General features: G+C 54.1%; 14 protein-coding genes. 13 read left to right on the plus strand and 1 reads right to left on the minus strand.

Annotation, left to right across the window (positions count from 1 at the left end):
* The first annotated feature begins 4 nt into the window (after positions 1-4).
* From tssF to ACSHXH_RS06250, 10 genes are read left to right on the plus strand one after another with little or no spacing between them, the layout of a single operon-like run.
* A complete protein-coding gene (tssF, locus tag ACSHXH_RS06205; RefSeq protein WP_435670904.1) occupies positions 5-1,804 on the plus strand; it encodes a type VI secretion system baseplate subunit TssF in 1,800 nt (599 codons plus the stop codon).
* Complete coding sequence (locus ACSHXH_RS06210; RefSeq protein ID WP_435670905.1) at positions 1,795-2,733, plus strand: type VI secretion system baseplate subunit TssG; 939 nt, start codon at positions 1,795-1,797, stop codon at positions 2,731-2,733. The genes tssF and ACSHXH_RS06210 overlap by 10 nt, the downstream gene beginning before the upstream one ends.
* Complete coding sequence (gene tssH / locus ACSHXH_RS06215; protein ID WP_435670906.1) at positions 2,730-5,309, plus strand: type VI secretion system ATPase TssH; 2,580 nt, start codon at positions 2,730-2,732, stop codon at positions 5,307-5,309. Before ACSHXH_RS06210 ends, tssH begins: the two co-directional genes overlap by 4 nt.
* Positions 5,310-5,314: 5 nt before the next feature.
* A complete protein-coding gene (locus ACSHXH_RS06220) occupies positions 5,315-6,049 on the plus strand; it encodes a substrate-binding periplasmic protein (RefSeq protein WP_435670907.1) in 735 nt (244 codons plus the stop codon).
* A gap of 44 nt (positions 6,050-6,093) precedes the next feature.
* The gene (locus ACSHXH_RS06225) at positions 6,094-6,930 is read left to right on the plus strand and encodes an FHA domain-containing protein (RefSeq protein ID WP_435671005.1); all 837 of its coding nucleotides are present in this window, start codon (positions 6,094-6,096) and stop codon (positions 6,928-6,930) included.
* Entirely contained in the window at positions 6,927-7,487 is a 561-nt protein-coding gene (gene tssJ, locus ACSHXH_RS06230) for a type VI secretion system lipoprotein TssJ (protein WP_435670908.1), read from the plus strand. The genes ACSHXH_RS06225 and tssJ overlap by 4 nt, the downstream gene beginning before the upstream one ends.
* Positions 7,487-8,806: a type VI secretion system baseplate subunit TssK gene (gene tssK / locus ACSHXH_RS06235; RefSeq protein ID WP_435670909.1), complete on the plus strand. Its 1,320-nt coding sequence runs from the start codon at positions 7,487-7,489 to the stop codon at positions 8,804-8,806. Before tssJ ends, tssK begins: the two co-directional genes overlap by 1 nt.
* 2 nt (positions 8,807-8,808) lie before the next feature.
* Complete coding sequence (gene icmH / locus ACSHXH_RS06240; protein ID WP_435670910.1) at positions 8,809-9,693, plus strand: type IVB secretion system protein IcmH/DotU; 885 nt, start codon at positions 8,809-8,811, stop codon at positions 9,691-9,693.
* Positions 9,690-13,103 carry an ImcF-related family protein gene (locus ACSHXH_RS06245; protein ID WP_435670911.1) on the plus strand — a complete coding sequence of 1,138 codons (3,414 nt, stop codon included), beginning with the start codon at positions 9,690-9,692 and terminating at the stop codon, positions 13,101-13,103. Before icmH ends, ACSHXH_RS06245 begins: the two co-directional genes overlap by 4 nt.
* A 37-nt stretch (positions 13,104-13,140) precedes the next feature.
* Positions 13,141-14,028, plus strand: coding sequence for a hypothetical protein (locus ACSHXH_RS06250; RefSeq protein ID WP_435670912.1), 888 nt, complete (start codon positions 13,141-13,143; stop codon positions 14,026-14,028).
* Between the two features lie 208 nt (positions 14,029-14,236).
* Here the strand turns inward: ACSHXH_RS06250 and ACSHXH_RS06255 are convergent, their stop codons facing one another.
* Positions 14,237-14,899: a response regulator gene (locus tag ACSHXH_RS06255; RefSeq protein WP_435670913.1), complete on the minus strand. Its 663-nt coding sequence runs from the start codon at positions 14,897-14,899 to the stop codon at positions 14,237-14,239.
* Between the two features lie 437 nt (positions 14,900-15,336).
* Between ACSHXH_RS06255 and ACSHXH_RS06260 the strand changes: the two genes are divergently transcribed.
* The 3 genes from ACSHXH_RS06260 to ACSHXH_RS06270 all read left to right on the plus strand — a co-directional run bounded on the left by ACSHXH_RS06260 (position 15,337) and on the right by ACSHXH_RS06270 (position 23,776).
* A complete protein-coding gene (locus ACSHXH_RS06260) occupies positions 15,337-15,639 on the plus strand; it encodes a hypothetical protein (RefSeq protein ID WP_435670914.1) in 303 nt (100 codons plus the stop codon).
* 179 nt (positions 15,640-15,818) lie between these two features.
* Positions 15,819-18,272, plus strand: a complete 2,454-nt coding sequence (locus tag ACSHXH_RS06265) for an ATP-binding protein (RefSeq protein WP_435670915.1) — start codon at positions 15,819-15,821, stop codon at positions 18,270-18,272.
* An 818-nt stretch (positions 18,273-19,090) separates the two neighbouring features.
* Entirely contained in the window at positions 19,091-23,776 is a 4,686-nt protein-coding gene (locus ACSHXH_RS06270) for a DUF4214 domain-containing protein (protein ID WP_435670916.1), read from the plus strand.
* Positions 23,777-24,376: the final 600 nt, after the last annotated feature.

The raw sequence follows: 24,376 nt of genomic DNA on the forward strand, positions 1-24,376 counted from the left end.
CGCCATGGATCAGATCCTACAGTATTACGAGACCGAGCTGGACTATATCCGCCGCGCCTTTGACGCGTTCGAAGCAACACATCCCCAAAAGGCCAAGGCTCTTGGTGTAAGTGCCGGGCGCTGTTCGGATCCAGATGTGCAGCGGCTTGCGGATTCCGTGGCGCTGCACGCAGCGCGATTATCCAAAAGGTTGGATGACACGCTTCCCGAAACCGCGCTTGACCTTGTTCGGATGTTGGCACCGTCGTTCTTGCTTGGTGCGCCGAGTTATGGGGCGGTCAAGCTCGACGCGGATGCTGAACAGTTTGGCGATGCCACAGTCCTGCCCGCTGGAACGCGCATGCCAGTCACGTTGGGCGACAAGAACCTTGACTGTCTGTTTACGGCCGCGCGGGACGTTGGACTAAAGCCATGTCATGTCACAGGTGTGACGTTGCAGCGCGCGCCGTTGCGGTTCGATGTGCCTGACAACCTGCGTGGTTGCGAAGCGGCGATCTGCATCACACTTGCCCCGCTGGATGCCAGCCAAGGGTTTATGGATATCGGGCTGGATCAGATCGAGCTTTATGTTGCAGCGTCCGGGGGGCGGAAACACCGCCTGATTGATGTGCTGAGCGGCGATGTTATTGGCATCGGATACGCACGGGCCCAAATCGGCGCACAGGACGCACGTCTGACGACTATGCTGCCGATTGACCAGTTTGGCCTGACGATGGGTGCGGAAAACCGGACCTTCCTGCCATGGGAAGCGGCACAATCCCCGGCGCTTTCCCGGCTGCGTGATTTTCTGGCCTACCCGGACAAGGCGTCCTTTTTCACGTTGCACACAACGGATGGCGGGTTCGCAGAAGTGCCCAAAGGGTCAGTTGAACTACGCCTGTTCCTGTCCAGCAACGGCGCGCAACAGCTTACATCTCTCGAAAAAGGCGATCTGGTGACAAACGTTGTTCCGGTCGTGAACCTTTACCAGGATCAATCCTTGCCGGTGCGGTACGATTATGCGCGCGCGCAAGTGCCGGTCAAACCGACAACTGCGTCAGACATGCGCGTAGCTTGCCTTCAAATCCGGGATGTTCGCAAACTGACCGCTGATGGTGAAGTCCTCTTGCCGCGGATCACGTCACCGAAACGACGCGATGCTGGGTCATTGCCTGTTTGGCAGGAACGCATGACTGTGGGCGAGTTTGACACTGCCCGTCGGGAAGTGAGCTTTTCGGTCGAGGCCGGTCTTGGTCCTGATCCAGAGGCGCTGGATTTCGTGGCGGAACTGTATTGCTCGAACGGGAAATCAGCCTTTGCGCTACGTCCGGGCACAAAGGTGTATTTCAACGATGACCGTGTTGCCGAAACGCCGTTTCGTCTGCTTGCCGAACCAAGTGTACCCATCTTGCCAGACATGCGCGCCGAACGGCTTTGGGATTTCCTTTCGCTGATCAACAGCAACTTCACTACGGTTTTCGATGCCAAAGACCCGGTGGATGCCTTGAAAGAGGCGCTGCACCTGTGTGCGCCGTCTGGCTATGCCGACGTGGCCAATGCGATTTGGGACGTGAAGGTAACGCAGTCCATTGCCCCGGTGAAGATCGGTCGCAAGGTTCTTTTGTCTTCGGGCAGTCATATCGAAGTGGTTCTTGATGTCGAAGCGCTTCCTTTTGCCAAGCATGTCTTTGCGATCGCGCTGCATCTCTATTTTGCGTCGCTTATCAGCTATGATCGGTTCTTCAAACTAAGCCTGCGCGAGCGCGGTCGCACCCATGCGTTCAAGATATTTGACCGCCAGCATGGAGGCCAGGTATGCGGATAAATGATGAATCTGCCCGTGTTTTGATTGACCTGCCATTGGTTCAGGCAGAACGGTTGGCCCTTTCACACTATACACATGCCTTGCAGCAAGGCGCGTTCGATCCGTTCCCGGATGGTACGCAATCGGACGGCACGCTTGCCCAGAACAGCGGGATTCCCACGACGCAGATTGCCGGCGCGCCGTTAACCAGTTTTGACAGCTCTCTTCCCGATCACATCCAATTTGCGATGCTGACGGCGTTGCACGATGACGACACGGGGTTGCGGGATTTTCTGGCAATCTTTGATCGTCGGCTGATTGCGCTTGAAGTGCGCGCGCGCCGTGCTGCGATATTGGTTGCAACCCAAGATGATCGCGGCAAAGCGGCCGCATCGATATTGTCCCGGCTTTTGCGCATCGTGAAACGGAATCCGGATGACACCCAGTATCTCAAGCTGTTGCTGCCGCTCTTGTCCCGCACCCGGAGCCTTGAAGGGTTGCGCGAAATGCTTGGGTGGTGGACTGGATCAGCGGTGACGGTGTCAGCGAATTTTGACACGCTGCGTCCGATTGACAACGACAGCCTGAGCACGTTGACCCATCGCAAGCGGAGCACTGGTGCTTTGGGGCAGGGAGCGCTCTTAGGTCGATTTGGCCGCACGCCGATGGGACATATCTCGGTCAGGATTTCCTGTATTAGCCGTGCCGATCTTGATGCGTTGATCCGGGATTCTAACGGCTTGGCTGAGCTGTGCTCTGTCACCGCGCAATACTTGCGTGATCCGGTTCCTGTGAGCTTTTACGCCACAATCAAACGCCGCTGTCTGAAGCCTCCATGCCTGTCTGCGCGCCGAGAACGGGCTGACTGCCTTGGAGCATACAACATTCTTAGACCTGAGCATCGCCCCGACGCGCTTGCCAGTATCAAACTCACCGAAATTTCCGCATGAGGTATCGTCCATTGGCCAATCTCACAAAACTTGTCGCCCGTTTGTCACCGTCGTTGAAGACCGATCTTGAGAACGCTGTCGGTGAAGCAATCAAACGCAAGGCCGCCACTGTAGAGACTGCGCATTGGCTTTATCACATCGTGTTTGGTGGTGGTTCCCAATTGCAGGGGTTTCTTGAGGGTCAAGGCGTCAACCTGTCTGACCTTCAGTCCGAACTGGAACGGGAGATGCCCATCGGCTCGGGCAGCGGGCATCAGCAGCCGACAATCTCGGGGTCGCTGAGCAAGCTGATCGAACAAGCCTGGGTGCATGCATCGGTCGAAATGAACCTCGGCCAAGTTACACCGGAAGTGTTTCTATTGGCGACGCAACTGCCCAACTCGCTGGGCGCAAAGGCTGTTGCATTGTCCAGCCTCAAACCGATGTCGACCGATGCTTTGGGGGCGTTTGCCGCCGAGCAAGGACAGAGCATCGTCGGATTGCAAGCCGAAGGCGGGCGTGGAGCCGCTGGCGGGAGCACAGATGGAACTGCGCTACAAAAATACACGGTGAACCTCACTCAGTTGGCGCGTGACGGGGCGCTGGATACGGTTCTGGGCCGCACCAACGAGGTCGCAAAAGCCATTGATGTGTTGCTGCGCAAACGTCAGAACAACCCGATCCTTCTGGGTGCGCCGGGGGTCGGCAAGACCGCAGTTGTCGAAGGTCTGGCCCAAAAGATCGCGTCTGGCGAAGTGCCCGAACAGCTTCAGGGTGCCGATCTTGTCAGCCTCGACATGGGGCTTCTTCAAGCCGGAGCCAGCGTCAAAGGCGAATTTGAAGAACGGCTCAAGAACGTCATCAAAGAGGTTCAGGCCTCGGAGACGCCGATCATTGTCTTTATCGATGAGGCTCACACGATGATCGGGGCTGGTGGGACCGAAGGACAGAACGATGCTGCGAACCTTTTGAAGCCTGCTCTGGCCCGAGGTGAATTCCGCACCGTGGCGGCGACGACTTTCGCCGAGTATAAAAAGTATTTCGAAAAAGATCCGGCATTGTCGCGCCGTTTTCAGCCTATCACCATTGAAGAACCTTCGCGGGATGCATCGGTCAACATCATGCGCGCCGTGTCCGAAGGCCTGAGCAAGCACCACGATGTGTTTGTGCGCGAAGAGGCGATCAAGGCGGCGGTCGACCTTTCGATCCGGTTCATGCCGTCACGACGCCTTCCGGACAAAGCGATCAGCCTGATGGATACGGCCTGTGCGCGGGTCGCCTTGTCGCAGCATGCGCGGCCGGTGCAAATCGAGTCTCTTGAAGAGGAGCTGCGGTTTGTCGAGGCCGAGTTGGCAAAATCAGACTCTGACTCCCGCATGTTTGGCGATGCCACATTTGATCCAAGCGATTTGAATGCGACGATTGAGGAGTTGCAGGCCACGGTCGTGGACCGGATTTCAATGTGGGAAGACCAGAAGGAAAAGGTCAAGCATCGGCTAGAGGCGGCGCGCGCGTCGATACAGGACAGCGGCGAGCATGCCCCGGCGTCGGACATTGGTGCAGGAGACGAAGACATCCTTGTCCATCCCTGGGTGACGCAGGCCACGATTGCCGAAGTCGTATCAGATTGGACCGGCGTGCCTATTGCCAGCCTCGGAGCAAGCGAAGCGGAGCGTCTTTTGACGCTGGAAGACACGCTTAAGGAGCGTGTGATCGGGCAGGATGATGCCATCGCCGCTATTGCGCGGTCTCTCAAGATTTCACGCGCAGGCTTGACGGATACGCGCAAACCCATCGGTGTCTTCATGATGTGTGGACCGTCGGGCGTGGGCAAAACCGAAACGGCGCTGGCCATTGCTGATCAGTTCTTTGGTGGGGAAGATGCCGTAACCACGATCAACATGACTGAGTTCAAAGAGGCGCATAAAATTTCCTTGCTGCTGGGTGCCGCCGCGGGGTATGTTGGATATGGCAAAGGTGGGGTTTTGACCGAGGCGGTGCGTCGCAGACCCTATTGCGTGCTTTTGCTTGATGAAATGGAAAAAGCGCACCGCGAAATCCAAGACGTGTTTTTCCAGATTTTCGACAAGGGTCATATTTCCGATAGCGAAGGCAACGATGTAGATTTCCGCAATACCATTATCATCATGACCTCAAATGCTGGTGGTGAAGAGATCCGGGATCATATCGCCGCCTCTGACCATGAGCCAACATCTCAGGAATTGGCAGATCATCTGCGTCCATTGTTGTTGGACTGGTTCAGCCCGGCCTTCATCGGTCGCACCGAGCTGATCGCCTATCGCCCTCTTACACCGGAAACCGGCAGCAAACTGACCGAGATTCACCTCAATCGGATCAAGAAACGGATTTTGGCACAATACGGGGCAGCGTTCAGCTGGGACCAAAGCTTTGTGGACTACGTGGTCAGTGTGAACTCCGACCCGCTTTCGGGTGGCCGAGCGCTTGAGGCGATCATCAACAAGAAATTCCTTCCGCGTCTGGCCGAAGAATGCATCGCCCGCGTGATCGAGAATACGCCGATGAGTTCGATCACTGTTGCCCATGACGGGTCTGACGTTGTGCTGAACATGGAATGACTCTCATGAAACGATGCATCCCTTCCGTGCTTGTGGCCTTTGCTATTGCTGTGTTTGCTGGCTTTGCGCCAATGCCGCAAAAGGCGCAGGCACAAAGCACATCTGTTTTACGGCTCGCCACTCAGGCGTTGCCGCCCTACCAGATGATCGAAGGCGACGAGATGACTGGCGTTGCAGTGGATCGCGTGCGGTGTGCTCTTGGCGCGATGAATGTGCCCTACGAGCTTCACATGACCGTCTGGGCAGAGGCTCAGTTGGGAACGCAGACAGGTCAGTTCGATGGCTTTTTCGTCGGTTCCGCCACAAGCGCGCGCGCGAGTTATGCAGTACCGTCCGCGCCGGTCGTTTCAGAGGACCTTGCATGGTATTTGCCGCTCAGCTCGGACATTGATCCGAACGACGCAAGCGACGCGCTTTCGGCGCGCTACAGTGCAAAATTTGCCACGTCGAAGTGGCAGATTTTGCACCGTAACGGATACAACGTCGTGATGCGCCCGCGCGATGCGGAATCCCTTTTGAACATGCTGATCGTAGGCGACATCGACGTTGCCCTCGAATACGAGATGATCTTTGCGCATTTCATGGCAGAACGCGGCCTGACCGAAGACCAGTTTCGAAAAATCCCGTTTCGGCGTCAGGACATGAGTGTGCATTTTTCGAAACAATACACGGATGCTAACCCGTTGTTTCTGAACCGTTTCAACGATCATATGCAACGCTGCGTTTTGGAGACCCAATGACACTGAGTGTTCAGCTTCTTCAGATTCCGCACACCGAAACGGTGATGAAACGCGAGTTCTATCTGAATGGTACATCCTTCACGATTGGCCGCGATTTCGCGTCGGATATCTGTTTGCCGGATCTGTCCAAGACCATATCGCAGACGCATCTGGTTGTTCGAAAAATGGCGACAGGAAGCTACTCGGTGAACGATACGAGCGCGTCTGGCGCCACTATGAATGGTAGACTTTTACCACCAAAAGAGCCGCAGTCGCTTAAGGACGGCGATATAGTCGGGCTGGCCGGCTACAAGCTCTTGTTCGGTATCGTAGAAGCGGTTCTCGAAGAAGAACCTGTGCAGTATTTTCCTAAACAGAAGTTTGTCGTTGAAACAGACATGTCGGCAAACGCGCCGCTGTTGCCAGACGAAGCCATCGAAGAGGTCGCACAAGACCCTGACAGGGGGTTTTCAGCCGCCGAAATGGATCTGGACCCCGATCTGATGTTCGATCCCTTTGCTGACGGCCCCGTGATGCGCGAGCCGCCGAAACCCAAACAGCGAGCCAATCCTGCTGCTGCCAAGACTTCCTTTAACGACCCTGTCGAAATCATGGACTTGGCCCAGTATCAGGCGCCAGCGGCGTTTCAGGACGCACATCTGCGCGCCAGCCATTACCGCGAGCAAGTGTCCAAAGCGATGGAGCATGCGCTTGACCGTTTCCTGCAAGAGCTGGACCCGGCCACACTTCAAGACGACTATGATGATTATATCCCGCGCCTTGCCAACCGTCAGAAACGGTATTGGCAGATCCATTCTCGGCAATTTGCCAAGAAGAAAGCAGGAGGGGAATTCCGGCGAACCTTCATGGCGCTTTTCGCAGAGGAGATGCGCAAATTATGACCGCTTCCCGTTATTTCATATTCGTCGCAGCAGCCCTAATGCTGTCTGCCTGTGCCGAGGAACCCGAGGTTCCGATGCCGATCAACAAGACGCTGAGCGTTCAGGTTGGGCCCAACGTCAATCAGTACAACAACGCCGCCAACCCAATCGTTTTGCGCCTCTATCAACTCAGTTCGCGGACTGAATTCGAGGCGGCGGATTTTTGGGACATCTTCAATGACAACGCACCTGCGCTGGCAGGGGTTATCCTGGATAAACGCAGCTTGTCACCGCTTTATCCGGGTGAGACGCGGCTGGTGGCGTTCGACCTTGAACCTGACGTGTTCTATCTTGGGGCCTTCGCGGAATTTGCGGATTTTGGCACCCAGCAGTTTCGTGCAGCTGTGCCGATAGACGCAGCGCGACTTGATAGCGGAGTAACAGTTTCGGTCACGTCATCGGGGATTTCGATCCAATTCCGCAATCCCGTCGACACGTCCGAGGAAGGTGAGACCAGGGCAAAGAAACCTGGTCTATTTGCTGGCTTACTGTCCGGGCTCTTCGGGGGAGGCGAGTGATGTATAGCAGCATCGTCTGGTCCGAGGGCATGTTCATTGCTCCGCAGCATTTTCAGCATTTCGATATCTCGTTGCAGAGATACGTCAACGAGGTAGCGCAGCTTGACCTGCGGTCTGGCGATTATGGCGTGAGCGAGCTGGAACTGAATGGGGACGCTTTGGCCATTGGCAAATTCGCGGTGCGCACGGCAGCTGGAGTTTTGCCTGACCGGCTGTTTTTTCGGCTGGTCAAGGAACTGGTCATCGACATCCCCGATGGGTTGGTGGACGAAATCGTTCATATCGCGGTTCCCCTTGCGATCATGGGGACGGCGCATTTTGGGGATGCTGGCGAAACAGCCCGCATGATCAAGACCCGCCGCGAGTTGCGGGATTTGAACGATCCCGACAACGAACCGGTGGAAACCGAATTGGCGGATGTTGGGGCAAGCCTGAAATTGGGCAGTGTGGATCTGTCTGGATTTGCGACGATTGCCATAGCGCGCATCCTTGAAAAAACCGCCGAGGGCAGGGTGATCCTTGATCGCTCTTTCATGCCGCATGCGATTGACCTACCTGCGTCGCGGATTCTGGCTGAACGTCTGGAAGAGACGATCTCTTTGGCACGCGTGCGTGCTGCCAATGCGGCCGGCCGTGTCGCAACAGATACGGGGGTTCGTAGCGAAGCTAGTCTGATGACAGAGCGGCTTGAATTGCAGGTGCTCAATCGTTGGCTTCTTGTGTTGCAGAACGCTAAGAATCTTGGGCGTATTTCACCGCGCCAGCTTTTCACCGATCTTGCAACTTTGTCAGTGGAACTGGATGCTATTCTGGGTACTGCCACGCCGGAAAACCTTCTTTATGATCCACAAAAAATGGCGGACTCGTTCGAAGATGTTTTGGGAAGCCTGCGCCGTAAGCTTACGCTTGAAAAACCTGCAAGCGTCCTTGCGCTGTCCTGGAACACCGAGCTGTTTGAAACCCGCCGATTGCTACGGTTGATCATTCCCACGCGTGTTCTGGCTGAAGAACGACGTCCCATTCTGGCCCTGTCTGGGCCGAATGGCGCGACCGAGCTTGCCCAATTGGGCCCGCTTGCCTGCAAACTGGCCGGTCTTTCGGCCATGCCTGAATTGGTGTCGCGGGGTTTGCAAGGCGTAGAACTCAAGCCGCTGTCGGCAGCACCGCCAGAGCTGCGGTCGCGCAGTGATGCTGCGTTCTTTGCCATCAACACCAGCAGCGTCCACTGGGAAAAGTTCCTCAATACACGTGAGGCGCTCGCGCTGCATGTGGATGATCGGATCTCCACCGTCGACGCGACCCTGTACATGCTGGGCTAGACATGACAGCGCATCCCACGGACACATCCCAGACCAGTGTTCCGCCTAATTGCGGCAACGGGCAGCTTGAACAAGCTGATACGAGCCGCCTTTCGCCGGTTTCGGCCAATGATTTGCAGAATCTGGATCGGGCGCTGCGTCATTATTCTGGTTCGGACAACCGACTTATCAATGCGTCAGCCGATTTGCTGGCCATGTGTGGTGTGATCAGCCGTCTGACGCCGGGTGCCGAGTTGAACACAACGCGGATGGAGCTGTCGCGGGCGATCATTGATTTGAAGTATCGTATCGTTAATCTTGACTACCCGCCGTCGGTTGCAGAGAATCTGTGCCTGCTGTTTGCGATCGCGCTTGATGAGTTTGTGATGCTCAGCCCGTGGAGTAATGAAAGAGGCTGGGAAAACCGCACATTGGTTGCTGATCTTTTCGGGTTCCGGGATGGTGGTGATCGTTTCTACAACATTGCGGACCGGGCGCTGATGCAGCCCAAAGCGCTGCGAGAGTTTCTTGAAATTCTTTATGTTTTTCTCAAGCTTGGCTATCGCGGGAAATACAATCGTGGGACCGAAAATGAACGCGACCGCTTAATCAACCGGATCGAGACGGCGCTCAATCTCTTGCCTAAGTCACAAGAGGTCAAGCCCGCTGGTCGGAGCGTTCGCGAGACACGGCCACCGATGCGCCAGATCCCGACCTCGCAAAAGCTTGTAGCGGCTTTCGTGACCATTACAGTCATAAGTCTTGGGTTTTGGGCTGTGCGCCTTCCTGCCAAACACGCGATTTACACCGATTTCCAAGAACGACGTGTGCTGGCCGTGACAGGCAGCGCGGTTGATTTCGTCTACACCAGTGAAAGCGGGACTGTCATCTCCCGGCCACGACAATGAAGTCCGCGACGGCGCTCAAAGCCGCGCTTGGCATTTTTGCAGGTGTGACGGTGATGCAATTGGCCTATTTGGCCTTGCGTATGCAAAGTGGTGCCTTGTTCAGCTGGCCCTACCTGATTTGGCTGGGGACAGTTTTGTTGCTGGTTGTGATCGTTGGCATTGTCACCTTCATTTTCCGCAAGCGTATCTGGGTACATGAGCCCGCAGCGGTTGAATTGCGGGCCTTGCGGCAGGCAGCGGCGAAACAGTTTCGCCAGGCCCGCACCCGTGCCCGCATCATCGACCGCAATCCGATGCGCGTGCCATGGTATCTTTTCCTTGCAATGGAAAAGGAAACTCGATCAACGGTAATGGCCGAGTTGGGATATGTGGCTTTTGGTGATCCGCTGGTCCACAAGGGATTGACCTTTACCACCTGGACCTCACCCACCGCGCTTGCCTACCGTATCGAGGTTGCGCCTGACACTGATCTGTCTTTTGACGTGCTGAACATGGTGCTTCGGCACCTGATGAAGAACCGTCCCAGCCTAGCCATTAACGGCGCATTCGTCGAGTACGAGCTGGCGGGACTGATGCGGACGGCTGCCACCGAAACCGGCAATGCGTCCAATATCAACCGGCTGTTGAATGTCGCAAGCTATCAGTTTGGCATCGATGTCCCTGTGCATGTTGCACTTGTTGGTCTGGAGCATCTTCCAGATCTTGCCCGTGCTGCCATTCTGACGGATCACCTTGGCTCTGGTGTGATCTTTGGCGGATTCCTGTCGCCTGAAGAGCCGACTCTGGCGGCGCGGGTCGACCGGCTGTTCCAAGAGCTGACCAAAAGTCTGAACGCCGCGCAGTTCAGCGCGTTGCAAAAACAGCTTGCGCCGGATTTCTGTGCATCGCTGCTGAATGCACCATTGCAGCTGACTCTCTTGAAAACACAGTTGATCGACCGCATGACGGGCCTTGCACAACCACTACCTCCAAGGCGCACACCGCTCAATCTTCAGAGCATTGTGTTTGTTGGCGCGCGTGCAGGAATGTCCGCAGTGGATCCGCTCAGTCAGGTTGCCGGGCAACGGTTTTTCAGTGCAGCTCCGATGGTGATCAAGCTAGATGCGAGCCCCGATAGCGTAACCACTGAGAACGCGGGCCTTTTGGCAACCGCCTATCACAAAGAGAGTTTCCTTGCGGAGCCGAACAGACGCTATGCAGTCCAATCGAGGGTGAGCGGTACGCTTTGGTCACTTGCGCTTGTTGGGATCGTCGGGGGTTTCAGCCTGGCTGTCTGGGAAAACTACAGAGCTTACGAGGTTGTTAACGCGCGGCTTAATCAAGCTTTTGACGCGTTTTATTCGAATGTCGGCAGCATCACGACGGACGGTGACTTCCTGGTGGAGCGGGTGTTAATGTTGCAACCCATCCGTTCCAGTCTGGATGACTACGACGCATTGAACGTACAGCATTATCGCCCGTTTTTGCCGAAATGGTCGATGCAGGATCTTTACGAGGAGCTTTATAAAGAAGAGCTCACGCAAGGGCTGCAAGCTACGTTGGTCGATTTTGTCGAGAAGGAAACTTTTGCGTTCAACGCTCTTGCTGACGGGGTTCAACTTATCCGGTTGGCGTCTGTAGAAGCGCAGCTTCATACCGATCAAGTGCGCTACAAAGACGAGCTTCTTTCCTACTATGCCAGCGGCCTTGCCGAGCAGGGCGAAGTATCGGGCGTTTTTCAGGATCAGTTGCGTGCAACACTGGAAGACCTCTTTGAGATCAACCGACCTCCTGAGCAGCGCAACGAGAGCCTTCGGACAGTGGTCGCCAAGACGCTAGCAGGGCTTGATACCGCCGACTTGTTGTATGCCTCGCTGATGCGGCGCAGTGCCTATGCCGAACGGATCGATCTACGGCAGTTGATCGGACCGCGCTTTTTCGAAGTGTTTGTTCCGATTGACGATCCGCAAATCTATCTGGTGCCCCGTGGCTACACACGCGCTGGGTTTGATGCACTTTTTGAAGACGGCAACATGCCAGAGCTTTCGGAGATGTTGAACAGCTATGAACAGGTGATTGGCGCGCTGGATAATGCCACGGAAAACGCAATCCTTCGTCGTGTCGCTCAAAGCTATACGGCAGACTATATCGCCAGTTGGAACGCATTTATGTCTGCGCTCAAGTTGCGGGACGCGGAAAGCTGGGGGGACGCACAGGTTCTCATGCAGGCTTTGACGAATCCGTCCGAGAACCCGATGGACCGACTTGCGAATGCGCTTTCTGACAATACTGACCTCAAGGTCTTTTTGCAGGTCCCCAAAAGCGAAACACCCACTTCCGAAGCCACTGATGCCCCCCCCAATCTTGCGCCCGCGTCAGCCAGTGTCGAAGCCGCAACCGCTTTCAATATCCGTAGCGCATTCCGACCCTATCTTGACGCCTTGCGCAGCGACGGGGATCAGAAAAGCCAGTTCGATCTTTTCCTGACCTATGCTCGTGATGTGACCCTATGGCTGGATGAGGCGGCCACTGCGGCCAATGGGGCCGGGCAATTCCTTTTTGAACGCTTCCAAAACGCCGAAAGCGCTAATCCGTTGGCCGTTCTCAACGCGTTCGTGATCCGCTCCGAACTGGAGATCATCCGTAATTTTGGCCGAAGTATTGCAGACACACTTGACGATAGCGCGATGCAGTTCGTCTATGAGTTCATCGACGGCCAATGGCAGCGCCAAATCATGTCGCCGCACGGGGCCTCACTTACGCTGACGTTTCCGTTTGATGCGTTCAGCGATGTAGATTTCCCGCTGACTGAATTTGCAGACTTGTTCGCGCCTGAAGGGAAACTGGCAACTTTTGAAACGACGTATCTGTCGCGCTTCAAAACTGATGATGGCGTGTTCCTGCCGCAATCAACGTTCCTGCTGACAGGAAATGCCGATCTTACGCAAGACGCGAAATCCGCGTTGCGTCGGATCGGCCAGATCACCGAAGCGATGTTTACCGAGGACAAGCCGTTTTTGGAGTTCTCAGTCCGAACCGGTTTCATGTCTAATACGCTAAGTCAGTTGACGATTGCGTCCGGGACAACCTTGCACCAATTCCGACATGGACCAGTTTTCTGGGATCGCCAAACCTGGCCAGTGGTCGGCCTTCAGGACAATGATCTGACGCTGCGGTTTTTCGCCCGTTCGCGGGCAGTCTTCAATGAAAAGTACGTCGGTCCGTGGTCTTGGTTCCGGCTTGTTCAGGACGGATCTGTGTCACTGAACCCGTCTTTGGGACTTGCCGAGGCATCGTTTGCGGCCGGGCCCGGAGCAGTAAATCTGCAATTTGATGCGGCCGTGCGCTTCAACCCGTTTGCACCGGGTTTCTTCTCTGATGTTCCTATCCCGGAGCGGTTGTTCACGTCGATTGCAGAGGTCACCGAGTAGCAGCCCAAGATACAGCAAACTGTGTGTTTTCTTCCGAGTGCTGCGGGTCTCCGCATTTGATTTTTCAATCTATCACGTGAAGCAAGGATCACTCATGCCAACAGGTTCAGACAAGTATTCGATCAGCGAAGCTGGAAAAGAGGTCGCCGAGAAAGCCGCATGGACGCTTGCCGCCGCAGCGGCTGACGCGACAAACGCGGGTGCGCTTGTCAGCTACCTGCAACTTTTGAGAGAGCTTCATGGCGCGCAAGGAGATGAAATCGAAGCGGCAGCTCCGGCAAATGGCCGTTTCCTTGAAAATGGGTTCTCAGGTAGGTCACCTGTGACGATCAAGTATCTGCGAGGCCGTGCGCGCAAAGGTATGGCGGGGTCCGCTCTTGCGTTCACTGGGTCAGTGGGATCACAGGTCACGCAGGTGGATGCGGTTGGTATTTTACAACATGGAAATGCGTCAGCTTCTACGATTGCGCACATGAAAATGCTTCGAGAGATTGCGATGCGCTATCCCCGCAGCACAACCATTCAAGCCTGGGTCAATACCTGCATGGTGGCAAAGTCAGCAAAACTTGCTATCCGAGCAACTGATCTTGCAGGTGCTGCGATTCCTATCGGGGCGGTTGGTATAAGCACGTCACTTGCGTCTGCGTTGGGCCGAGCGGGGATTCGGTTGAAGTACGAAACGGTGATCTGCCGTTGTGCGATGGAGTTGCATTGGCGGGCCAGAGTCGAGATGTCGCTTTCCGGCCTTGGTGGCAGGTCGTCTTCGGGTGGAACCGGCAAGCCAAATGGCCCAGCCAGCTCTGTTTTGTTTGAATTGTTTCGCAGACGTGGTTTGACCCGTTTTCTGGGACAATACGAAACCGCAAAAATCATCAATGAGCCGGGCGGATGGAACGCGGTCAAAGACAAGCTGATGCTGATGTGACGTAGCGCCGGGAATAAGCCATCGTGATGCGGGGCTGGTGTGACCAATCCCGCATCACCTAAACCAAGAAAATTAAAAAGGGCTGAATGACCCAGCTGTACAGACATCCAATTGAACGAAAACAGTAATCGATCTATTTTTGAAAATCAGACTGCTTTCTGTCGCCATAATTAACAGTGACCTGAAAAATCGTCGCGTCATATTTCATTTAAATGATATTTAGGTCCCGTCCGATCATCGCAGCATGTGTTCGATTTTTAGCGTTTAGTTTTCTGCAGACAGCACGCATATGCATTTTGATCGAGACTTCGCTGTTGTCGATTTGGAGTGCTATTTCTTTATTGATAAAACCATCGGCCGCCATGCGCAGGATCGTTGTTTCGATCTCGGTCAACAGCGGTTTTGCTGTGTCTGTGACTGGTATCTTCAACTCGGATGGAAGAAAGATTTCGCCAGAGAGGACAAGCTGGAGCGCGCTGACAAGCGACTTAAGATGCATTGTTTTCGGAATTAATCCGCGAACACCCAATTTTACCGCGCCTGCCACAAATCGGCGGTCAGCTTCTCCAGAAAACAGCACGATTTTGGTGTCGCCAGCGCGATCCATCGCGCGACGTATGCTTTCCAGCCCGTTCACACCTGGCATTCGTACGTCAAGAAGCAGGAGTTCGTAGGACTGTTCTTCGGTCATGGCGCGAACAGCTTCGCTCATCGTGCTGACACTGTGAACATCGAAGTCACCAGTACGTTCAAGCAGCCGCGCGACAGCCTCAGTGATCATTTTGTGGTCGTCAGCGATAAGGATTCGGACTTTTGCAGTCTCGTCGAACCTTTTGTCATCACTGTCGAATGACGAATTTTTTGTTATCATGATTTATAACCGCCTGTATTTCCTTACGATTTCAATGTTCGGCAGAAGCATTACTTTGGGGGAAATCGTCTGTGATCGCTTGACCGAAGATACGCCCCTATCTTTTGATAGGTGTCAAGTCAGCTCGAAAGAATAGGGCATACGTATGGGTAGTGTATCGAAAGATCTGCTTGATGACACCTTAGATATCACAAAGCACATAGATAGACGGGTTGATTCATTATCGTTTGATTTCATACATTAATCGGCGTGGCTTACTTTGGCTGGCATTATCTAAAAAGTGATCAGGGGTGACTGTGATAACACTCGGCTCTTTTAACAAATTCACATTGATATTGTGGTGTGCAACTTTCTACATGATGCCTTGCCAAGGTGCATTGGCGGACATTCTGGGTCCCCGTTTTTCGGCAAGTATCACGGATATATCCCCTCGGACCGTGGAGTTTGAAACACTTTCAGGCCCAAGCCTTTTGACCGTATTGGAAGCGTCTGGTGTCTCAGCCGCTGTAGTTCGCAAACCTGCTTTGGATGGACACGCGATCACGTCTCCAAGCCGGATTATTCAAAACGACGCGCCGACCGTTGCCGTGCGGCAGAACGAAAAACGTTTCGGCGTCAGGGATAAAGGTCCGCTTTGGTTGGTGTGTCCATACGATTCAGACCATCAATACCGAACTGGAGAGGTACTTACGCTGCCCGTCTCGAAGCTCATGGTAATTCACGTTGTGGCTGACCGTTGAGGCAGCGGGAACACCGGTCCCGTAAAGGGCAAGATGGTTTTGCAACTGGTTTGCGCGCGGCATGTCTGTTGATTGTAATCGTCATGATCACCGCAGCGGCGCTAATTGTAAATTCGGCAACCTTGTTTTCCGGCTGGCAAGAAAAAAAGCAGTCAAATTTGTACAACCGCGCCTGGTCGATGTCTCAGCTTGAGGCGGATTACGCCAACCTGCATGTCTCTACAAAGGAGGGGGTTAAGGCATTGCAGCTTGCCAAACCGGTCGACATGGCGCGCATTCGATTGGCTTTTGACATTTTTTATAGCCGAGTAAGCGTATTCTCTACGTTGATTTCAACTCGGCTTGTCGAAGCGGAAACGCCACTCGATCTAAGCGCGCTTTTGGCGTTGCGGGAAGAGTTGACCAGTCTTGTAGACGGTATTGATGCCCCTGATCTGGGACGACTGATCGAACTGGATCACGTTCTTCAAGACAGTCGTTATGTGATCCGGGATGCCTCAATCTTGGCTCATATGCGTTTTACGCGCGTGGCTGAGGCGGAACGGGCAGGCAATGCGCGGATTCTGTTCATCTATGTGGCAACCTTGACGTCACTCGCTGTTCTCATGATCGTTGCCGCTGTGTTGTCTTTTCGGGTTGGGCACGTCTTGCGTGGCCATGTCCGTACAATCCAGAAATCTGCTGAAACACTTGAACAGATTTGGGATGCTGCCAGCTACGCGGTCGTCGTAACGGACAAACATGGACGATTGCGTCGGGGCAATGCGGCGGCTGTCAACTTGTTGGGGTCAAAGCTTGAGCGGTTCATCAATCCCGACAAAGACACCGACACATTGCCCGAGATTGAGATACGCCAATATCTGACCGATCCGTTCAGCGCGCAGATTGGCAAAGAACCCTACCGCAGTCACGTTTTTGCGCCGGATGGCTCATTGACCCCGGTTATGATTTCGATCGTGGCTCTGTCAAACAACAGGTCCGGCCTCTCGTTCGCCTTCTTTTTCCAAGACATGACCTTAGAAGCGCTGGCCGAAATGGAGTTGCGCCGGGCTCGCGATGCCGCAGAAGCTCATGCGGCCGCCAAAGATCGTTTTTTTGCCAGTGTCAGCCATGAAATGCGCACGCCTTTGCACGGGCTGCTTGGTGCGTTGGACCTGTTGGAAAAGGACTGCGAAGGTCCGGACTCCGTTGAGATTTATTCCATCGCCCATTCATCGGCACAAAATCTGTTGGCGCGGGTCGAAGACATGCTGGACATTGTCCGGGCCGACGATACTGACATTTCCGGGTCAGATGACGTCTTCTGCCCGTCTCGGATTGCGAGCCGCGTGTTATTGGAACTCGAAGACCGTGCCGCGCAGCAGCACAATGCGCTCGACCTCGATATCACCGGGGAAGACAGTCCAAAGCTCTATCGGGGGAGCGCCCGTACTTTTTCTCGGATACTGGAAAAATTGGTCGTGAATGGCGTTAATGCGAGCCAAAGGGGACGTGTCACGGTGGCGCTTGGGTTTGACGAGACACCAGGGGATCACGACGTGCGCCTCACCGTGGAGGTTATCGACAACGGTGCCGGTATCTCGGCTGAAGACAAAAGGCGTGTCTTTGGGCCATTCGAAAAAGGGAACAAACCAGAGCTTGCCACGTCGGTTGGTGCCGGGTTGGGATTGACTGTCGCGCATGCGTTGACGCGCATGATGGGAGGGACCATCGAGTTGGACAGCAGCCCCGGAGTGGGAAGCCGTTTCTTTTTCTCGCTCGACCTCACGGCTGTTTCGGTTGACGAAGCCCTGCCGGGCTCGGACCAGCACACTGGCCGTGTCATTTGGGGGGGGGATGCATTGGTCGTTGATGACAATATGGTCAACGTGATGCTGATGCGCCAAATGGTTGAACGCGGCGGATTTCGTGTTGAGGTCGCCATGTCGGGGCAGGAGGCTGTGCACCGTGCATCCACTAAATCTTTTGATCTGATCGTGGTTGATTACCTGATGGCCGGTATGAATGGCCTCGAAGCTGCACGACACATCAGGCAAGAGACGGTTTCTGACAATGCAGTTATCCTATGCGTGACAGCTGTGCCAGAGCTGATCCCCGAACAAGAATTCGATGAGATGTGGGCCGATGCAATCTTGTCGAAACCTTTGGGAGTTGCGGGATTGACCGCTGCACTAGAGGCGTTTGACCGCGAAAAATTGCCCAAGCCAGTTGAAACGGTCCTAGAGTCTCTGGAAGACGTGCAGGATGATTTTGACTTCGATGACCTGCGTGCAATGCTGGGTCAAAGCACTGCAGAAGCTCTCTTGTCCGAAGGGATGAGAGACGCCTATCGAGCTATGTCTGCGCTTCGGGATGCCGATGCGGACCTGTCCAAACGCATTGAGGCCGTGCACCAGGCCGTGGCTTCAGCCTCCATGATCGGGTTTCTACGCCTCGGCTTGATCATGAAGCTGGCTCAAAAGCATTTGATGCACGAGAATCCCCCGGACATACAGTATCTGCTGGATTTAGCGGACACTCATATCGAAGCGGCAGAGATGACGATCGTCAAGATTTCGGATCGGTTGTCCGATGGTGCGTCTGGTGCCCTGATTGACGACGGCCCGCAACCCCTGCCAACCCGGTTGAACTAAACTGCGGTAACACGCGCTTAGACAAAAGTTACGCCCCCATAAATCGATATAACGGCGCCGTTTTCTGCGCGTTTGAATTGCTCCAGATTGCCCCTTCCGACCTTGTGCTACAGTCCCTATTCAGCTCGAACAAAGCGATCACTGTGCAATCGACAGTAAGCGGTGCGCCCTGAAAATTGGAGTGTCAGGTTGAATGTACCTTCGCAGCCCGCTGCTTTGTGGCAAGCGCATCCAGTCCGCGTCTAAGGCGTGTAGCCCTGCACGGACCATCATCGTAACCGTCGACGCATAGCTGGTTCTGGTTGTACGGCTTGCGCCTACTCAAAAGTCCGACAGTCAAACGAGGGGCGCGCGATTTAACAGCTCCCCAGCGGCTGCTGTTGTGACCTCTACGTTTCAAGAATATGTAAATCCACGTCTTTACAACTTTTGGAATTAAAGTCTCTTTCGTATCTAATCAATTCTCCAAAGTAGTATTCCGATGAAATGGAAACCATTTTGATTTTCGAGATTAATTGAGATTTCCAAAAGCAGCAGCGTTCTCTAAAGTTATATTTTTAACTTAAGCGAAAACTCAACCACCTTCACACACTTGAAATAAGATACCCTTCCCAATCTTGATTTAAAAGTCACGCTAAAAAACTTATTTTTACTGTTTAAATACAATGATTTATATTGATTTAACTCAAATATGTTCATCAACATATTCCATGTATGGCTTAAATTATGGAGTTAATAGTACAGTGGATTACGCCACGAATGGGCGAATCTATAAGACGTAGTTGGCAATCATTCATTGCCACAAATGAGGGAATATAATGGCTATCAATCCAAGCCTGCTGACCAATCAACAATTGGCTACAGCAATCTACATCGCATATTATGATCGTGCAGCCGATCCCGTTGGATCAACGTTCTGGGAAGAAGCAGTCGCAAACCCGAATGTTTCGCTCGAAAACATCGCTACGCTGTTCGCAACCCAGCGCGAGACGCTGGCCGAGTATCCGTTCTTCTTGGACCCGCAACCGGCTCTGGCAAACGACTTCATCGTTGATCTTTATCTTAACCTCTTCAACCGTACGCCAGACGCTGCTGGCCTCACTTTCTGGAGCGGCGTTCTTCAGGGCTCTATCGCTGGTGAGAATGACATTTCCGTCGGTCAGATCGTAATCGAGATCCTGCTTGGTGCGCAGAATGTTCCGGGTGGAACCCAGGATCAGACGACGATCATGAACAAGATCGACGTTGCAACGGCCTGGACCAACGCAGCTGAAGAAGCTGGCTTGACCGGCGAGAACGACTACATGGACAGCAGTGCCTTGCAGGCAAGCGCCAAGTCGATCCTGAACCAAGTGACAAGCGACTTCTCGTCTGTGATCGCCGCTCAGGCAGCAACACAAAACTTGTTTGATGCCGCGTCCGGTGAGCTTGCAGCTGCAACCGCCGCAGCCGCAGCCATCTCCGCAGCCGCCGCGGAAACCGCGCAGCAAACTGCAGAGATTCTGGAAAGCTCGGTCATCAATCTCGCAAGCGCACAGGCATACAAAGCCGCAGCAGATGTGGCTAAAGCTGCCGCAGACAAAGCCGTTGTTGACGCTCAGGCAGCAGCAACAGCAGCGAACGAATTCGCTGCTGCGGCACAATCCACTGACAGCGTAGCTGACGGCGAAGAAGCTTCGGCAGCCGTTGCTGCAGCCGCTCTTGCGCTCGAAGCAATGCGTGCCATACAGACTGAAGCCACTGCGAATGCGGCAACTGCCGCCGAAGCTGTCATCGCGTTGACACCGGCCACCCCGGTTCTGCCGACAGTCCCGACAAACGAGTCTGAAGCACAAATCCTTGCAGAAAATGCAGGCGACAAAGCAGCAGCATCGCTTGCAGAGGCCAATGGCACGCAGGCAGCCGCTGACACACTTGAGCTTGCTGTCGAAAACCTCGATACGGCTGTGGCTTACAAAACTGCCGCAAACGCAGCAAAATCTGCTGCCGATATCGCTCTTGCAGACGCACAGGCAGCGGCAAGTGCTGCTGGTGTCTTTGCTGGCTTTGCGGCCGCGACACCCAACCCCGACGATGGCGATATTGCCGCTGGAGCAGCAGCGCGAGCTGCAGAGCTTCTTGCCGCAGCACAAGCGGCAGTGACGAAGGCCACCGCGGAAGTTGAAAGCGCAAATGCCGCTGTTGCAGGCGAGTCGCCCGCACAACAAGCAGACGCACTGACAACCCTCGCAGATGCCCGTTCGGCGCTGGAAGTTGCTTTGACGGCGTTCAATTCTGCAGGGACCGAAGCGTCGGCACAAGACCTTGCCAGCGCTGTTGCCTTCCGCGATGCGGCCGCAGCAGCAAAGAGCGATGCTGACGACGCGCTTGCGGCGGCAGTAGTTGCAGAAGAAGCGGCGGCTGACTTTGCCACCGCAGCAGCCGCAACGGCAAGTGCCGCAGATGATGTGGCGGCTGATGCAGCAGTAAACAATGCGAACACGGCCAAGATCGCGGCGACGCAGCATCTTGCCTTGGCAGAACAGAAGCTGACTATTGCAACCAACTTGGCTGATCTTTCGCAAGCGGCTGTCGATGCGCTGAACGCAGCGATGGAAGCAGTTGCAGACGCAAACACTGCGATTGCAGCGGCTAAGATTGCAGTCGAAGCGGCTGACGATGCAGAAGATGTAGTGTCTGCTGCGGACTATGCAGATGCGGCAGAAGCAGCACAGATCGCGGCACAAGCCGCCTTTGACGCTGCGACATCTGCTGTGGCGGATGCAGACGCGGCTCTCGCAGCAGCTCAGGCAGCACCTGGATCGTCTGATGACGGTTCTGCAAACGCTGCTCTGGCGCTTGCCTCCGCGTCCTTGCTTGGCGCGTCTGCTTATGCCGGTTTGGCAAACGGTGAAGTTGCGAATGCGACCAACGCGGTTGCAGCAGCTGAGGCGATTGCTGATGCACAAGCTGCCCTGAACGATGCTGCAACCCTCTTGGGTGTTGCTGGTGACGAAAAGACAGCGGCTGACGTTCTTGAAGCTGGGCTGACGCCGGACATCAACGTAGATGAACTGGACGAAGCACAAGCGTACCTTGCTCAGGCAATTGTTGCGAAAGATGCAGCAGAGGCGGCACTTGATCAGGCCGAAGCTGCGTTTGTTGCTGCAAATGAAGCAGCGGAAGCATCAGCAGCCTCTGACGGATCAAACGACAACGCAGCTGCACAGTTGTTGCAGGATGCGGCGGCTCAGGCTGTTGCGGATGCCGAAGAAGCTGTTGCAATAGCGCGTGCAGAAGTGGCGGATGCAGAACTTGCTGTGTTCGAAAACAGCTCCAACACGTATTTCTTGACGACAACAGAAGACATCATTTCTGGTGGACCTGCGGCAGACACGTTTGTTGCACCGTTTGTCGCTGCCGAAGGAACCGTTTTCCTTGGTATCTACGGTGAACGTTCGATCCAGACATTGGGTCATCCGGACGTCCTGGACGGCGGCGGTGGCATTGACAGCCTTTATGCTGACATGCGTTTTGACTATGATGGTCAGTTTGGTGGTGAAGACGAACCCGAGCCCACCCTGACCAGCATTGAAAACATCTTCCTGCGTTCGGTTCAGGACACGGCAGCCCTGTCGTTGGAAAATGCAGAGGGCGTAGAGCAGGTTTGGAGCCACCGTTCCACAGAAGACCTTCGCGTGGGTGATGTGCAGAACCTGGTGACATTCGGCATGCGGGATGTGAAAGAGGGCACAACGTTCAACGTTGAGTACGATCCCACCGCGCACCCGGAGGGTGACAACTTTGCTCAGGCGCTCGTTCTCGATGGCGTTGGTGACGAATTCGAAGATGTTGATTTTGTGCTCACTGTCAGGGACAGCAGCGCTCAAGTAGACGAGCTGAATATCACAGCGACAGGCGAAAACTACATCGACATCGACCTGAACGGTAACGCTGGGAAGCTTACAGATATCACCATCACTGGTGACGAAGGCGGTATTTTGAATATCACCGAAATCGACGGTGAGGATAACGGCTTTAGTGACGTTGGCGACCTCGAAACACTCGATGCAACTGCATATACGGGTGATCTTTCTATCGATCTGGAAGATGCTAGTGATAGCAGCGACTCGCTCACGTCGGCTAAACTGGGCAGCGGTGATGACTATTTGCGTGTTCATGCGAGTGCAATCAACTCATTGAACAGCGATCTTAACCCGTACCCCTCACAGCCTTTCAACGGCAATCTGAATAACGAACCATTCACCGACAACGACGTAATTCTTGATGGTGGTGACGGGGACGACACGCTGGAAGCGTTTATAGGTGTTAGCTACGATTTCAGCTTGGTTCCAGATGGCCCCGGTTTCGATTTCACCAATGTCAGCAATTTCGAAACTCTGGTGTTGGATTTGGATCCATCGATCAACTCGGATGCACTGATAATCAATCGTTCTGCAGAGATTATTGACCTGAGCGATACCGACTTCACGACGTTGGTCATGGACTTTGGGATCGACATGGTTAACAGCAACGATCTCACGATCAAAGGTTCGGCTGATTTCGCCAAGTTTGAATTGAATGGTACTGTTGTCGACTCAAACAATAGCGAGGATGGAGCGATCATTCTTGAGGGTTTTGAAACGGTCGAGATCGATATCAACGCCGACTTTGGCGGTGAGGACGACGTTTCGCCATTTAACCCCGCTATAGATGGCATCAACATGGTTGCTGAAGACCTGGTGACTGCGACCATCACGATTGATGACGGCTTTACCGCTAACGTGAATTCGTTGGAAGCTGACAAGCTTGAAACCCTGACCATCAATTTGGGTGAAGGAAGCGGCTTTGCTGGACCGATCGCAGGTAGTGCAAATGCGTTGACCACGGTGACCATCACTGGCGACAACGCGTCGGGCGCAACTTTGTTCTTCGGTAAAGAAGAAGAAAGCCTTGAGACAATCGACGTATCGGCGACGGATGGTTCGGTTATCGTTGGGTTCGAAGCTCCGATCACACAGGAACTGACCGTTAAGGTCGGCGAAGGTAACCTGTATTATGGCTTTGCAGACACCCATACTGACGCCGATGGGGGCTCTGCCGGTCCCGATGGTCAGTTGAACCTTGGTACAGCTGATTTGTACGTCAGTGGCAACTTAACGGACATCAGCTCAGTGGACCTTGGCGAGGACTCGTTGGACGAACAAGACCTGATCACCCAGATGAGCGATGCACGGGAAACGTTCCAGTTCCTGGGTGACGACATCGGTACTGTTTGGATCAGTGACTTTGACACCAACACCGGTCAATATGGCGATCGCCTTGATTTCTCGGCGTTCGAAGATCTGACCGCTGATGATCTGGTCATCTTCTATAACGACGATCTGCTCGGTGATGACGATACTCTTGCTATTACTACCGACGACGTCGGCACCTTTATCACCAGCGAATTGTTCGACGGAGAAATCCTGTTGCTCGGTGTCGATGCCACGGATGTTGCGCACAGCTTCATCTTCGCGGCATAAACCCAGCGACGATGGTAAAAACGATGGGGGCGCTTCGGTGCCCCCATTCTCTTTGGAACACGCCTGACAAAACCGACCAGCTTCATCACAAACCGTAACGTAATTACACAGTCCATAATCCGTAAAGCCGATACGCGACTTGATGAACATCCAACCGCTCAACGCGCAGAGTGCCGTAAACCCACGGACCCGCGTGTCCATCAATTATCACTCAGTGTGACTGGATTTTTGAGTGTGAGAGGGTTCCCCCAAGTTTTCTAATCCGCTGTCCTTCGGCATCCTGATCCACGTCGAACTTTCAGAGAATACATTATCGATAGATAAGGCAAGTTAACTTATAAATTCAGGTAATTTATTTTGGAAAAGAGCAGCATGAAGTAACCAAATTGTGGGAGCGGCGTTGGCTTGGACGGATCTAGTGCGATATATAGAACTGGTTCAGGCCACCCAAAAACCCAAGTATTCTCCAGTAATTCGAATTTCCTGGTTGCAATCAAGCTATGAATAGAGTCGTTCCAGGAAAAACAGAGAGCTTTTCAGCTGAAAATCTCCGAGCGGAAATTCTGCGCTATTTACGTGCAAAGCGTCCAACTGCGCATC

It is taken from the genome of Marivita sp. (genome assembly GCF_051251565.1).
In the GTDB taxonomy this organism is placed as follows: domain Bacteria; phylum Pseudomonadota; class Alphaproteobacteria; order Rhodobacterales; family Rhodobacteraceae; genus Marivita.

Bases quoted from the DNA above. Each gene is read 5' to 3' on its own strand.
- tssF (WP_435670904.1), top strand. From the start codon at position 5: ATGGATCAGATCCTACAGTATTACGAGACCGAGCTGGACTATATCCGC.
- ACSHXH_RS06210 (WP_435670905.1), top strand. From the start codon at position 1,795: ATGCGGATAAATGATGAATCTGCCCGTGTTTTGATTGACCTGCCATTG.
- tssH (WP_435670906.1), top strand. From the start codon at position 2,730: ATGAGGTATCGTCCATTGGCCAATCTCACAAAACTTGTCGCCCGTTTG.
- ACSHXH_RS06220 (WP_435670907.1), top strand. From the start codon at position 5,315: ATGAAACGATGCATCCCTTCCGTGCTTGTGGCCTTTGCTATTGCTGTG.
- ACSHXH_RS06225 (WP_435671005.1), top strand. From the start codon at position 6,094: ATGAAACGCGAGTTCTATCTGAATGGTACATCCTTCACGATTGGCCGC.
- tssJ (WP_435670908.1), top strand. From the start codon at position 6,927: ATGACCGCTTCCCGTTATTTCATATTCGTCGCAGCAGCCCTAATGCTG.
- tssK (WP_435670909.1), top strand. From the start codon at position 7,487: ATGTATAGCAGCATCGTCTGGTCCGAGGGCATGTTCATTGCTCCGCAG.
- icmH (WP_435670910.1), top strand. From the start codon at position 8,809: ATGACAGCGCATCCCACGGACACATCCCAGACCAGTGTTCCGCCTAAT.
- ACSHXH_RS06245 (WP_435670911.1), top strand. From the start codon at position 9,690: ATGAAGTCCGCGACGGCGCTCAAAGCCGCGCTTGGCATTTTTGCAGGT.
- ACSHXH_RS06255 (WP_435670913.1), bottom strand. From the start codon at position 14,899: ATGATAACAAAAAATTCGTCATTCGACAGTGATGACAAAAGGTTCGAC.
- ACSHXH_RS06265 (WP_435670915.1), top strand. From the start codon at position 15,819: ATGTCTCAGCTTGAGGCGGATTACGCCAACCTGCATGTCTCTACAAAG.
- ACSHXH_RS06270 (WP_435670916.1), top strand. From the start codon at position 19,091: ATGGCTATCAATCCAAGCCTGCTGACCAATCAACAATTGGCTACAGCA.